Genomic DNA, 13,592 nt, shown 5'->3' with positions numbered 1-13,592 from the left:
GTCCGTCAGCGCCGTCGGGCGACGGGGCCCGGGCGCCTCCGGCCGAAGTAGATCTCGAGCAGCTCGCGGCCGACGAGGTTCGCCTTGGTGCGCCACGCGATGTCGTTGGCCAGCATCACGGAGACGGCGATCTCCGGGCGATCGGACGGCGCGAACGAGGCGAACCACGAGAACATCCGCGCGGGGCTGCCGCCGACCAGCGTGCCGGTCTTGGCGGCGACGGGCATGGTGCCGAGGGCGCGCGTGCCGTCCGGCTTGCGGAACGCCTTGGCGCAGGTGCCCCGCCGCGTGGTGACCTCGAGCATCGACCGGAGGGTGCGCGCGACCTCGGGCCGGAGGCCGCGGCCGTCGGTGCTCCGCGGCGCCGGCGCGGCCGCGTCGCCGCCGGCGTGCGCGCCCGGCGGCGCGAGCAGCGAGAGCCGGACGCGCTCGCCGTCGTTGGCGATGGTCTGCATCGCGAACAGGGCGCCGAGCGGGCTGAGGCGGCCGCTCCAGAAGCCCGCGCCGGCGCGGGCGAGGCCGAGCGCGTCGTCCGGGATCCGGGCGGCGCTCGGCGCGACCGGGACGTCGATGGGGACCTCGCCGTCGAAGCCGAGATCGCGGGCCTTGCGGCGCAGGTCGGCGGCCGTGAGGTGCTGGCCGGCGAGGCGGGCGAAGACGCCGTTGATGCTGCGGCCGAGCGCCTCGCCGAAGACGGTGCAGGTGGCGCCGCGGCCCTGGAGGTCGCGCGCCGTGATGGCGCTCATGCCGCCCGTGTAGCAGACGGGCGTCGCGACATTCACCTTGCCGGCCTCGAGGAGCGCCGCGGCGGTGACGATCTTGAAGAGGCTCGCGCTCGGGGCGAGCGGGGTGGCGACGTAGTCGCGCTTGCCGCGGCTGGCCCAGACGAGGATGCGGCCGGTGCGGACGTCGGAGGCGACGATGGCGCCCTCGGGCGCGCCGGAGCGGGCGAGGAGGCGCTCGGCGGCGCGCTGGAGATCGGGGTCGAGCGTGAGGCGCACCTGCTTGTTCGACGCGCCGACCGCCGCGTGGACCGCGCCGCCCGCGACGTGGAGCTTGCGAACGCCTGGCGGCGCCGGAGATGCCGTCGCCGGCGCGATCCACAGGGCGGCCGCGGCGGCGAGCGCGAGGTAGAGACGCGATCGCACCCGGAGCAGATGCCAGAGGGGGCGTGCGCGGGCCAAGTTCCGCGCGGCGCCGTCCCGTCGAGCCGCGCCCGAGGCGCCGCCGAACGCCCCAGCGCGCTCTCCGATGGCCGTTGCCTGCCCCCTGCAGGCCTTATCAAGGCGGCATCTCTCTCGGGTGTTGTTTCCGTTCAGAGTGATAAGGCACCGTGACAGTCGACGGACGCCCGGTATCCCTGCGTGCGCGTCCTGGACCAACACGTGTCCACCGCTCGGCGGACGAACTGAACCCAGCGCCTCCGAGCGAAAGCCGGGCAAAAAAAGACGAAGAAGAACACTCGCCCGCAAAAAAAGATCTGGACAATCGAAAGTAGCATTTATTAATTTGAAAGATGGTCCTGTGCGCATTCAGCATCAAATCGGGGCCAACATCGCTGTACTGGATCCTGTTCTGGTGAGCTCCGAGCGACGCAGAGCGCTGCCGCGCGGAGCGTTTGGTGCTGAACGCGCCGAGATCCCCCTCGGGCACAACGCTCCCGTTTGTGGAGCGTGAAGGCCTGGAGCGAGGTGCCCAAAAACGTCACCGCACGGCCGCGAATCGTGCGAGTCGTGCGAGTCGTGCGAGTCGTCAGCCGCGCGATGTTCCTTTTGGGGGTTGTCCCTCGCAAATGTCTGGACAGTTTGACGATCGTATTGCTAACTTGAACACTGGACCTGTGCGCATCCGCTCTCCGATTTCACGCTGACGCCTCGCGCACCTGATCTGATCGTGATCAGCCCGCGGAGCGCGGTCTGACCGGAGCCCACGAAACCGACTTTCGCCTGACCCGTGTGTCATGGCGCATGCGGCTCGGATGACGCTCCATCGTGGTTCGATCCTCGCAAGGACCTCAAAGGAGCTACCCATGAAGCAGATATCCATCGCGTCCTCCGCAGCGCTCGCCACGCTGCTCAGCACCGCCTCGAGCCTCGCCACCACCGCCGCGCCGACGCCCACGTGCACCGTGATCCAGCGGGGCGTCCTGGGAGACGTCTACAACGCCGAGATCTGGAGCCTCGCCCCGAGCTATCACGTCCCGACCCCCTTCGAGGTGAACACGGGGTACTCCAGCACCGTCGGCGAGAAACGAGCCCTGTTCGGCTTCGAGCTCGGCGCCATACCCGCGAGCTCGCTCGTCACATCGGCGAAGTTCTATGTCCTGACCTACAGCAGCACGGCCCAGACCGTCCGCGCTCACCGGGTGCTCGCCCCCTGGAGCGAGGCGGACGTCACCTGGAACAGCCTCGGCGGCATCGATCCGACGTTCTTCACGTCGTTCGACTCCGGCGGCTCGGCCTGGCGCGAGCTCGATCTCACGGAGCTGGTCCAGGAGTGGGTGAGCGGCGTCTCGCCCAATCACGGGATCCTCCTCGAGGAGGACGAGAACGGCAAGACCTCGTACAGGGGCAGCGCGCACACGGACTCGTCCCAGCGCCCGTTCCTCGAGATCTGCTACACGACGCCGAAGGGATCGATCGGCGATAAAGTGTGGTTCGACGCGAACGCCGACGGCCTCGAGGACGCCTCGGAGCTCGGCATCTCCGGCGTCGTCGTCGACCTCTTCGCCGACGCGAGCTGCGACGGATCCGCCGACGGCGCCCCCCTCCAGACGACCGCGACCGACGCGAACGGCGTCTACCGCTTCGGCGAGCTCGACGCAGGCTGCTACGTCGTCAGCGTCGACGACGCGACGCTCCCGCTCGGGCACCAGCTGACCACCGACGACGAGCCGCTCGCCGTGTCGCTCGACGCGGGAGAGAACGTGTCCGACGCCGACTTCGGCTACGTGACGTACTCATCGATCGGCGACACGGTCTGGCTCGACAGCGACGCCGACGGGCTCTACGAGCCGGACGTCGGCGAGCTCGGCGTCAACGGCGTCCGCGTCGAGCTGTTCCAGGGCGACCAGCTGATCGACTTCACCATCACCGGCAACAGCCCCTACACCGGCCAGCCGGGTTTCTACCTCTTCGACACGCTCCCGGCGGGCACCCACTCGGTGGTCGTCACCGCCGACAACTTCATGACCAGCGGCCCGCTCGCCGGGCAGGAGCCGACGGCCGACCCGGACGGCGGGCTCGACAACGTGGGCACGGTCTCGCTCGGCTGGGCGCAGGACCTGCTCGACGCGGACTTCGGCTACCAGCTCTCCTGCGGCAACGGCGTCTGCGGCGGCGACGAGAGCTGCTCCACCTGCGCCGTCGACTGCGGCATCTGCCCGCCCACCTGCGGCAACGGCGCCTGCGAGGTCGGCGAGGACTGCGGCAGCTGCAGCGCCGACTGCGACGTCTGCCCGCCCGCCTGTGGCGACGGCACCTGCGACGCCAGCGAGACCTGCAGCAGCTGCAGCGCCGACTGCGGCGCCTGCCCGCCCGTCTGCGGCAACGGCACCTGCGAGGCCGGCGAGGATTGCGGCACCTGCTCCGACGACTGCGGCGCCTGCCCCGCGGTCTGCGGCAATAACGTCTGCGAGAACGGCGAGGACTGCGCGAACTGCGCTGGCGACTGCGGCGCTTGCCCCGCGGTCTGCGGCAACGACCGCTGCGAGGCCGGCGAGAACTGCCTCGAGTGCCCGAGCGACTGCGGCATCTGTCCGCCGGTCTGCGGCAGCGGCGTCTGCGAGTTCGGCGAGACTTGCTCGAGCTGCGCCGCCGACTGCGGGGCATGCGCGCCGGTCTGCGGCGATGGCGTCTGCAAGGCGGGCGTCGAGGACTGCTCGAGCTGCGCGGCCGACTGCGGCGCCTGCCAGTGCGCGTCGCCCGGCACCGGCACCCCCGGTTACTGGAAGAGCCACCCGAACGCCTGGAAGGTCTCGAAGCTGACCATCGGCGGCAAGACGTACACGAAGGCCCAGCTCCTCGACATCATCAGCCGTCCGACGAAGGGCGACGTCACGTACATCCTCGCGAAGCACCTCATCGTCGCCAAGCTCAACGTCGGCATCGGCAACCAGTCGAGCTGCATCGAGCGCACCATCGCTGCGGCGGATCAGTGGCTCAAGAAGTACCGTCTCGGCAGCAACGTCAAGGACCGGGGCTGCAACTCGCCGTGGGAGAGCGGCGAGCCGCTCGCCGACAAGCTCGACGCGTACAACGACGGTCGCCTCTGCGCGCCCCACCGCGACGACGTCGATTGTGACGGGCACGGCCACGACCGAGACCACGACCACCACCACGGCCACGGCTGCCGCGGTCGGTAAGAGGCGCGACAGGCGAGCTGGCCTTGGGACGGGCGCGGTGCGCGCCGGGATTTCAAGGCCATGCCGCCCCGGCGACCCTCGTGAGAGGGCCGGGTGAGGGCAGGGGCCCCGGCCCTGCCTCCCCGCGGGCCCGCCGGCCTTTCGCCCGCGCCGGGCGGACACGTTCGACGTCCGCGCTGCTCCGGCGCGCGCTATGGTGTCGGCACCCGGCCGGGGCCGGGGGTTCCTCGCCGACCATGCCGCCGACCCGCCTGCTCCGCAGCACCGAGATCCCCCAGGCCGACAACCTCGCCAACGTGCGGCGCGTGCTCGAGGCGCTCGCAGGAGGGGCGTCCGCGAAGGACGAGATCGCGCAGCAGACGGGCATCTCCGTGCGCCACGTCGGCTATGCGCTCGCCGCCGCCCGCGTCCTCGGGTGGCTGGGCGACGACGACGTCTCGATCACGCCGGCTGGACGCGGGCTGCTCGCCGTCCCGCCGGGCACCGCCGACGAGCGGGCTCAGCTGCGGCGCGCGATCTTCGCGTGCGACGTCGTGAAGGAGGTCGCGCCCGATCTCTTCGAGCCGGCGGCGCCCACCGTGGTTGCGCTGGCGCGCCGCCTGTACCGCTCCACCGCCGGCATCGCGAAGGAGACGGCGCGCCGGCGCGCGCAGACGCTGCTCGCCTGGCGGAGCCAGGTGCTGGAGCAGCAGCTCCCGCTCTTCCCCAGGCGTCCGCGGAAGCGCCGCGCCGCCGCCACGGCGGGTGCTTCCGTGGAGGCGGCGCCTTTCGCTGGCGACGCGGCAGCTCCTGCCGCCTCCGCAGAGACGGCGCCTTTCGCTGGCGACGAGGCTGCGCCTGCCCCCGGCGAGGCGACCTCGTTGCCCGTCGCGCCCGGCGAGAGCGACGCGCCCGCCGCCGACCGCCCCGCGCAAGCGAGGCGGGCGCCGGGGCGCTCTCGGCGATGAGCGGCGAGGTCCGGGGGAGGGGATCGCGGGGACGCGCTACCGCGCCGCCGGCTGCTTGCGTGCGAGGCGCGCCGCGCGCAGCTCGTCGGCGGTCAGCTTGTTGTCGCGGTTCGCGTCCGCCGCCTTCATCCGCTCCCAGCGCTTGTCGCCCACCTCGTCCCTGGTGAGGAAGCCGTCGCCGTTCTTGTCGCTCCGGGCGAAGCGCGCCTGCTGCTTGGCCGCGCGCGCCTTCTTGTGCTGCTCGGCGTGCGCCTTGAGCTCCTCGGCGGAGAGCGTCCCGTCCTTGTTCGTGTCCGCCTTGCCCAGCCGCTTCTGCGCCTTCTCCGGGAGCTCGGCGACGGTCAGCTTGCCGTCGCCATTCTTGTCCAGGCGCTTGATGAGGCTCGCCGGATCCTTCGGGCGGTGCTCGCGCCGGGCGTCCTTGTTCTGCCGCGGCGCCTGCGTGTCCGCCGCGCCGCTCGCCGCGTACGCCGCTCCGCTGCCGGCGAGCACGGCCGTCGCGAGGAAGCTGCCGAGGACGAAGCGATGGATCGCGCTGCGGGCCGTGTTCGAGAACTTGGAGAGGGTCATGGTGGTCGTGCTCCTTGGTGCAAGGGCCAGCCTGTTCTTGCCGGCTTCTGCTCCTGGGACGCTCCCCGGCCGACCCTCCCTACGCGCGCTCCGAATTTTTTTGGCTACCCCATCGCCGATTTCGAGCCCATCATGCTCCGGAGCCGCGCGACGTCGCGCGACGGCGGCGCCCCGAACAGCCGGCTGTACTCGCGGCTGAACTGCGACGGGCTCTCGTAGCCGACGCGGTAGCCGGCGGTCGCCGCGTCCACGACCTCGCCGAGCATCAGGCGGCGCGCCTCCTGGAGCCGGAGCTGCTTCTGGTACTGGAGCGGGCTCATGGCCGTGACGGCCTTGAACTGATGGTGCAGCGCCGAGGGGCTCATGTGCACCTCGCGCGCGATGGCCTCGATGCGCAGCGGCCGGGCGTAGTTGCTCTTCATGATGCTGATCGCCTTGGCGATCCGCTGCGCCTGGCTGCCGGCCAGGGCGATGCGCTGGAGCCGCGCTCCCTGCTCGCCCATCAGCAGGCGATAGTGGATCTCGCGCACGGCGAGCGGCGCGAGGATGGGAATGTCCTGGGGGGTCTCGAGCAGGCGGATGAGCCGCAGCGCCGCATCCATCAACGGGAGGTCCGTCCGGCTGACGAACAGGCCGCGCTCCTCGCGCTCGCCGCCGGACGCCGCGCTCGGCCTGGGGAGACCGGGCTCGGTGAGGAGCGCGCCGACGTCGCTGGGCTCCAGGTCGAGGGCGAGGCACAGGTAGGGGCGCTCCCTCGACGCCACGAGCACCTGGCCGACGAGCGGCAGGTCGACCGTGACGACCAGGTAGCGCGCGGGGTCGTGATCGACCACGCATGATGCATCTCCTGTCACGTTTTCTTCGAGGGCTTCCTCGCCTGGTGCATGAGGTTCTTGCGGCGGAGTTGGCGCAGCCGCCGCAGCTCGGCCTTATCGGCGATCACCGCCCGCTGGCCGTCGATCCAGCGCGTTTGCACCAGCCCGCGGTTGACCCACCCGTACATCGTCACGACGGGCATCTTCAGCTCGCGAGCCAGATCTGCAAGCCACCAAGCGTTCTCTGCGTCCCTGGGGGGCGGCTTGGGGCCGCGAGGCACGTTACCGTAACGATGCAGCAGCATCCGCACGAGGCGCTCGTTGAAGTGGTTGTGCTGCGTCGGGGTGATCCAGCCGTCAGCATTGAGTTGCTCGGCGATGCGCCCTGCGGTGAAGCCTTTGCGGCGCAAGTCGTGGATCGTAGCCATGAGCGCGTCCTTGTCGCCCGTCTGGACAAGCTTGTGGACGGGGCGGCGGAGGCGTTGGTGCGTCAGACGGCCACCGGCCCAATGCACCACGAGATCCGTCCACGAGCTCTCGCGGTTGGCCGAGATATCGACATGGTCGATGAGGAGCCGCAACACCGTCCTGCGATCCGCGGGCGTCGTGGTGGGCGCGTTCCAGAGCGCCGGCAGGTCGGTCGCCAAGGCGCGGATGGCAGCGACGTCGTCGGGCGTCAGGGCCTGCGGCATCTGCTTCGAGTGCCGCTCGTACGACTCGCGCAGGTCGCGCTCCGCGCGGAGAGCGTCCTCCCAGGCGCGCTCGAGAGTGCGGGCGACGAGTCGATTCTCGGGCTCGACGCTCTTGAACTGGCGCGCGGCGCGCTCCGCCTCGTAGCGTGCCCGTTCGAGTCGCTGCTGCCAGAGAGCCTCCTGCTGGGCGCGCTGCTGCTCGAGATCGGCGCGGACCCGAAGGCTAATCTCCAATGCGGCCGGAGCCAGCGCCGCGATCGCCAATGCCGTAACAGCCTGATCGATGCAGCTACCCGAGATATTGATGCAGAGACGGCTGCCATGGTGGGCCGCCTCCTGACCGCAGACGTAATGCGGATAGATTCGGCCCTTGTATTTAGCGTACCGGACGAACATGCCCAGGTTGCAGCGACCGCACCTGATGAGCCCTTGAAGCAAGGCACTCCCGCTGCGTACCGCACCCGTGCTGTTTGACTTTCGGTTGGCCTTCAAGCGAGCCTGGTTACGCTCAAATTGCTCCCATGTGATGTAGGCGGGAAAGCGATCGCGGACGCAGGCTTGCCAGTCCTCCGGCTCGACCAGCGGTGTGCGCCCCGTGGCCGGGCGCCCGGGTTGTTGTCGCCGTGGATCCGTCTGTCGCCGTCCGTACACATACGCACCTGCGTAGATGGGATTGCGGAGCATGTTGATGACCATACCGCGGTGGGGACGGTGCCACTCGAGAGCTCCGCGGTCGCCTCCAGAGCGACGGCGCACGCCTATCTGAAGTCCCTGCTCGACCAGGGAACGGAGCACTCCGTGCGCGGTCCCGAGGCGGTCAAATTGCTCGAAGACGAAGCGCACGACCGCCTGGACCGACTCATCCGGATCGAGGACGACCTCGCCGGATGCCTGCAGGAGGTAGCCCGATGGCACCGGCTTGCTCAGTTCTCCACGGCGCGCCTTCTGCCGCTTGCCCTGGAGCAGCCGCTGCCGCAGGATGTGTAGCTCCGCTTCGGACATCGTCCCCTTCAGCCCCAGGAGCAGGCGATCGTTGTAGAGCGACGGGTCATAGAGTCCGTCCAGGTCGGCAATCAGGGTGCCGAAGCGAGCGCACAGCTCGAGCAATTGGTGCCAGTCCTTGTTCGAGCGCGCGAGCCGAGACATCTCCACACCCAAGATGATTCCAACGTGGTCGAGCGCGACCTCGGCCAAGAGCCGCTGGAAGTCCTGCCGCCCTGCCGCCGACGCCCCAGAGGTCCCGAGATCCTCGTCGAGCACCAGGATGCGCCCCGATTCCCAGCCGAGCTCGCGCGCCATGGTTTCGAGGCTGTATTGTAGGCGGGTCGACTCCTGGTGGTGCTGGACCTGATGCAGTGAGGACTGCCGGATGTACACGACCGCGAGGCGTTCAAGGTGGCGACCTCCGATCTTCGTCGGGCGCTCCTCGATTCGCACGTTCGGCGCCGCCGACGTCTTCATCGGCCGCCTCCTCGCGCGCCGCCAGGTGGCGGCTTATCATCAGACTCAGAACGCTTACGAGTTGTGTCTGACGCTCGGGCGTCAGTACCGTCCACAGATGATCCGCCGTGGTCCTCTGCGCGGACATGGGGCACCGTTCGTCCTGGATCGCGCCGCTCTTGCGGGGCTCCGTCGCACCGCATGTGCAGCCAGCGTGCCAGCGCCAGCAATGCCTCAGCGGCGACGATCGGCTGAGTGGGGTTCGAATCCTCTGTGACTCTCGCTGTACTGGGCTTGGTTGATCGTAGGCGACCACCTCGTCCGCCAGCATCACCTGCTTGCGGCCCTGGGCGATGAGGCACACCATCGGCTTGTAGACGGTGTGCAACGGCTCGGAGGGGCGCGCGGCGCGGATCAAGCTCATGCCCTTCACGGCCGTCGCGTGCATGCCGTCCTCGGCAGTGAACCGCTCGATCAGGGCTGCCAGCTCCGCGAGCCGCCGCTCGATCTCGCGATCCAGCTCCTCTGCCGCCGGGGCGCCTGCCTGCATGGGTCCAGGCTACCTCATCGAGCCCGCTCCGCCCAACCGGCGGGCCCGCGAGGGCGCTCCGGCCTCGCCTGGCCGCCCTGCCGCGCGCAGGGGAGCCGCCGGTCGCGCTGGATGCACGCCGTGCAGGATCGGGCAAGAGCCGTCCAGGAACGGACTACCGCGCGCTCGCGGTCGAGGCCTAGGTTCTTCTCGTGACCGGCGCAATCCCGCGCTGGAGAGCGAGTGAATCGAGGAGTCTCTCATGCCTGGTATCGAGGGTAAGGTCGTTGTGATCACCGGCGCGAGCAGCGGTATCGGCGAGGCCGCCGCGCGCCTCCTGGCCCGGCGCGGCGCCCGGGTCGTGGTGGGCGCCAGGCGCACGGACCGGCTGGAGAAGCTCGCGTCCGCCATCCGCGCGGAGGGCGGCACCGTGGAGCTTCGAGCCCTGGACGTCACCAAGCGCCAGGACGTGGCCAGTTTCGTCGATTTCGCGCGGGCGACGTTCGGCCGCGTCGACGTGATCGTCAACAACGCCGGCGTCATGCCGCTCTCGCCCCTTTCGTCGCTGAAGATCGAGGAGTGGGATCGCATGATCGACGTGAACATCCGCGGCGTCCTGCACGGGATCGCCGCAGGGCTGCCGATCATGAAGGCGCAGGGGCACGGGCACTTCGTCAACGTCTCGTCGATCGGCGGACACATGGTGGTCCCGACGGCCGCCGTGTACTGCGCGACGAAATTCGCGGTCTGGGCCATCTCCGACGGCCTCCGGCAGGAGTCCACCGACCTCCGGGTGACCGTGATCTCCCCCGGCGTCACGGAGTCCGAGCTGGCCGACACCATCACGGACGACAGCGCGCGTCAGGCCATGAGAGAGTTCCGGAAGATCGCGATCTCTGCGGATGCCGTGGCCCGCGCGATCGCGTTCGCGATCGAGCAGCCGGACGACGTCGACGTGAATGAGATCGTCGTCCGCCCCACGGCGAGCCCGCATTGATAGGAAGAGATCACCCGCCCGGGCAGGGCGCGCCTGCGCGGGCCCACGTCTCCCACGCAGCCACGAACTCGGCATAAGGCGTCGGGACGGGCGTGCGGCCAGCGCCCGGGTTCCAGCCCCAGGTCACGAGCGGATCCTCCAGGTGGACGCGCAGCGCCGCCATGTCCTTGCCGCCGTTGCGCGCCGGATCCTTGATCTGCTCGCACAGCGCGCCCGGGGCGACGCCGACGAACACCATCGGCATCTCGGGCGGCGGCATGTGCCAGCCCTTCGCCACGCCGGGCGGCACGTGCGCGCCGTAGCTGCTCGGCGGGTTCGCCGGCCCGTGACACGTCGTGCACTCGGCCCCGGCCATGCCGTTGCCCGTGGGACCGCGGAGCACGAACTGGTTGTGAGGACGGCCCTCGTCGCCCTGCAGCGGCACGTCGCCCGCGGGGTGACAGTTCTGGCAACGAGGATGCTGGAGCACGCTGCGCACGGTCTCGAACGCGGCGAGGCCGGCCGCGCGGTCGACCGGCGCCGGCGCCGGGGCCTGCGAGGCCCCGGACGTCTGTCCCCCGCACGCGGCGAGGAGAAAGGCGAGAACGAGAGAGGAACGGATCATGATCGGCACCTAGGCGAGGCGGAACGGGAGGGAGCGCAACCGCTGCTTCGTCAACGCGAACACCGCGTTCGCCACGGCAGGCGCGATCGGCGCGGTCGCCGGCTCCCCGATGCCGCCCATCGTGGCCTTGCTCGGGATGATGTGGACGGCGATGCGCGGCATATCGGCCATCCGGAGCATGGGATAGTCGTGGAAGTTGCTCTCCTGGACCTGCCCCTCGACGATGTTGAGCTTGCCATAGAGCGCCGCCGTGAGGCCGAACGCGACGCTGCCCTGGACCTGCGCCTCGATGCCGAGCGGGTTGACCGCGGTGCCGCAATCCACGCTGCAGGTGACCGAGTGAACGCGGATGCGCCCCTTCTCGATCGAGATCTCGGCGACCTCGGCGACGATGGATCCGAACGACTCGTGCATCGCCAGCCCGCGCGCCCGCCCCGGCGGCGGCGCCGTGCCCCAGCCGGCCTTCTCGGCGGCGACCTTCAGCGCGTTGGCGTGCCGCGGCTTGTTCTTCAGCAGCTCGAGGCGGTACGCGAGCGGATCCTGCCCGGCGGCGTGCGCCAGCTCGTCGATGATGCTCTCCATCGCGAAGGCGGTGTGCGTGTTGCCGACCGAGCGCCACCACAGCACGGTCACCGGCGTCCTCGGCGAGTGCAGCGACACGCGGAGCGCGGGGACCCCTGCGAGGTAGGGCGACTCGCCGAGCCCCTCCACCGAGGTGTGATCGATGCCGTTCTTGACGATGAACGACTCGAGCGGCGTGCCGGCGACGATCGACTGGCCCACGACCATGTGATCCCACGCCGTCGGCATGCCCCGCGCGTCGACGCCGACCTGGACCCGATGGACGTACGCGGGGCGGTAATAGCCGCCGCGCATGTCGTCCTCGCGCGTCCACACGACCTTGACCGGCACGCCGGCGGCCTTCGCGACCATCACGGCCTCCCCCACGAAATCCGCCACGGGGCTGGCGCGCCGGCCGAAGCCGCCGCCGAGGAACGTCGTGTGGATCTGGACCTTCTCGGGAGCCGTCCCGAGGATCTTCGCGGCCGCCATCTGGTCGCCGGTCTGGAACTGGGTGCCGGTCCAGATCTCGCAGCGATCGCCCTCGATCTTGACCGTGCAGTTCAGCGGCTCCATCGGAGCGTGCGCGAGGTAGGGCACGTCGTACTCCGCCTCGATCCGCGACTTGGCCGCGGCCAGGGCGTCCTCGACCTTGCCGACCTGGTGGGCGACCGGGCCCGGCTTGCGCGCCTGCGCGCGGAACTCGTCGATCAGCCTGGCGCTGTCGGCCCCGCCCCCCTCGGGCTTCGTCCACTCGGCGCGGAGCGCGTCGCGCCCGAGCTTCGCCGCCCAGAAATGCGCGGCGACCACGGCGACGCCGTTCGCCGTGGGGACGACCTTCTCGACGCCGGGCACCTTGAGGGCGTCGGCCGCGTCGTACTTCGCGAGCTTCGCGCCGAACGCCGGCGGGCGGAGCACCACCGCGGTACGGAGGCCGGGGAACTGCACGTCGATCCCGAACTGCGCCTTGCCCGTGATCTTCTCCGGCGTATCGATGCGGCGCACCAGGGTGCCGATCAGCTTCCAGTCCTTGGGATCCTTCAGCTTCACCTTCGCCGGCGGGGTCAGCTTCATCGCCTCCTCGGCGAGCTGGCCGTAGGTCAGCTGATCCTTGCCGTGGGTGATGATCCCCTTCGCGGCGACGCACGCCGCGGGCGCGACCTTCCACCGGGCGGCCGCCGCGCGCACCAGCATGTCCTTCGCCATCGCGCCGACGGTGCGATATCGATCGAACTCGCCGTTCGTGCTCGTCGACCCGCCGGTCATCTGGAAGTGCATCACCGGATGGCCGTACACCGGCGCGGCCGGCGCGTGCTCCGACCGCACCTTCGACCAGTCGCACTCGAGCTCCTCGGCGATCAGCATCGCGAGCCCGGTCCAGATGCCCTGGCCCATCTCGGAGTGCGCGAGCACCACGGTCACGGACTCGTCCGTTCCGATGCGCACGAACGCGTTCGGCGACAGCGGCTGCGGCTGCGCCGCCTTCGGCGCCGCGCGGACCCCCTGCGGCACGTAGAAGCTGAGCAGGAGCCCCGCCGCAGAGCCCGCGGCCACCTGCAAGAAGTCGCGCCGGGAGACGCTCATTTGGCACCTCGCTTGAGCCGCGACGCGAGGATCACCGCCTCGCGCACACGCACATACGTCCCGCACCGACACACGTTTCCGGACAGCGCGGCATCGATATCGGCGTCGGTCGGTTCGGGTTTCTGCTCGAGCAACGCGGCCGCGGTCATGATTTGCCCGGACTGGCAGTACCCGCACTGGACGACATCGGCCTGCGCCCACGCCTGTTGCACGACGTGCGACCCGTCGGCCGACAGGCCTTCGATCGTCGTCACCTTGCGCGCCCCGACGCTCGACACCGGCAGGACGCAGGAGCGCGCGGGCTTGCCGTCGACGTGGACCGTGCACGCGCCGCACTGGGCCATGCCACAGCCATACTTGGTGCCGGTCAATCCCAGCAGATCCCGGAGCACCCAGAGCAGAGGCATCTCCGGAGCGGCCTCGACCTCGCGAACAACGCCGTTGATATGGAGTTTCATGGCCGCTTTCGCCATACTTTTGCGTTGGTGCG

10 protein-coding genes and 1 pseudogene are annotated in these 13,592 nt (G+C 70.1%); 3 read left to right on the top strand and 8 right to left on the bottom strand.

What is annotated here, in order from left to right:
• Window positions 1-5: 5 nt before the first annotated feature.
• Complete coding sequence (locus NQZ70_RS29670) at window positions 6-1,148, bottom strand: penicillin-binding transpeptidase domain-containing protein (RefSeq protein ID WP_129577222.1); 1,143 nt, start codon at window positions 1,146-1,148, stop codon at window positions 6-8.
• Between the two features lie 881 nt (window positions 1,149-2,029).
• Here NQZ70_RS29670 and NQZ70_RS29665 point away from each other — a divergent pair.
• Both NQZ70_RS29665 and NQZ70_RS29660 read left to right on the top strand, forming a co-directional pair.
• Complete coding sequence (locus NQZ70_RS29665; protein WP_129577221.1) at window positions 2,030-4,363, top strand: SdrD B-like domain-containing protein; 2,334 nt, start codon at window positions 2,030-2,032, stop codon at window positions 4,361-4,363.
• Window positions 4,364-4,599: 236 nt separating this feature from the next.
• Window positions 4,600-5,310, top strand: coding sequence for a hypothetical protein (locus NQZ70_RS29660; RefSeq protein ID WP_129577220.1), 711 nt, complete (start codon window positions 4,600-4,602; stop codon window positions 5,308-5,310).
• A 36-nt stretch (window positions 5,311-5,346) separates the two neighbouring features.
• On the opposite strand, the gene NQZ70_RS29655 is transcribed toward NQZ70_RS29660, so the two are convergent.
• The 4 genes and pseudogenes from NQZ70_RS29655 to NQZ70_RS29640 form a co-directional block, all read right to left on the bottom strand.
• Complete coding sequence (locus NQZ70_RS29655; protein WP_129577219.1) at window positions 5,347-5,880, bottom strand: EF-hand domain-containing protein; 534 nt, start codon at window positions 5,878-5,880, stop codon at window positions 5,347-5,349.
• Window positions 5,881-5,984: 104 nt separating this feature from the next.
• A pseudogene (locus NQZ70_RS29650) lies at window positions 5,985-6,704 on the bottom strand (AraC family transcriptional regulator N-terminal domain-containing protein); the annotation flags it as partial.
• A gap of 26 nt (window positions 6,705-6,730) precedes the next feature.
• Complete coding sequence (locus NQZ70_RS29645) at window positions 6,731-8,848, bottom strand: recombinase family protein (protein ID WP_129574328.1); 2,118 nt, start codon at window positions 8,846-8,848, stop codon at window positions 6,731-6,733.
• Window positions 8,778-9,377: an AraC family transcriptional regulator gene (locus NQZ70_RS29640; RefSeq protein WP_237244162.1), complete on the bottom strand. Its 600-nt coding sequence runs from the start codon at window positions 9,375-9,377 to the stop codon at window positions 8,778-8,780. The genes NQZ70_RS29645 and NQZ70_RS29640 overlap by 71 nt, the downstream gene beginning before the upstream one ends.
• Window positions 9,378-9,618: 241 nt before the next feature.
• Between NQZ70_RS29640 and NQZ70_RS29635 the strand changes: the two genes are divergently transcribed.
• A complete protein-coding gene (locus NQZ70_RS29635) occupies window positions 9,619-10,353 on the top strand; it encodes an SDR family oxidoreductase (RefSeq protein ID WP_129577218.1) in 735 nt (244 codons plus the stop codon).
• Between the two features lie 10 nt (window positions 10,354-10,363).
• Here NQZ70_RS29635 and NQZ70_RS29630 read toward each other — a convergent pair whose 3' ends face one another.
• The 3 genes from NQZ70_RS29630 to NQZ70_RS29620 are packed head-to-tail and all read right to left on the bottom strand — an operon-like array spanning window position 10,364 to window position 13,560.
• On the bottom strand, window positions 10,364-10,957 hold the full coding sequence (locus tag NQZ70_RS29630) for a hypothetical protein (protein WP_165374232.1): 594 nt from the start codon (window positions 10,955-10,957) through the stop codon (window positions 10,364-10,366).
• 9 nt (window positions 10,958-10,966) lie between these two features.
• Complete coding sequence (locus tag NQZ70_RS29625; RefSeq protein WP_129577216.1) at window positions 10,967-13,102, bottom strand: xanthine dehydrogenase family protein molybdopterin-binding subunit; 2,136 nt, start codon at window positions 13,100-13,102, stop codon at window positions 10,967-10,969.
• Window positions 13,099-13,560, bottom strand: a complete 462-nt coding sequence (locus NQZ70_RS29620) for a (2Fe-2S)-binding protein (RefSeq protein ID WP_129577215.1) — start codon at window positions 13,558-13,560, stop codon at window positions 13,099-13,101. Before NQZ70_RS29620 ends, NQZ70_RS29625 begins: the two co-directional genes overlap by 4 nt.
• Window positions 13,561-13,592: the final 32 nt, after the last annotated feature.

It is taken from the genome of Sorangium sp. So ce836, from assembly GCF_028553905.1.
GTDB lineage: Bacteria > Myxococcota_A > Polyangia > Polyangiales > Polyangiaceae > Sorangium > Sorangium cellulosum_D.
This window is presented reverse-complemented; position numbering and strand designations above follow the sequence as displayed.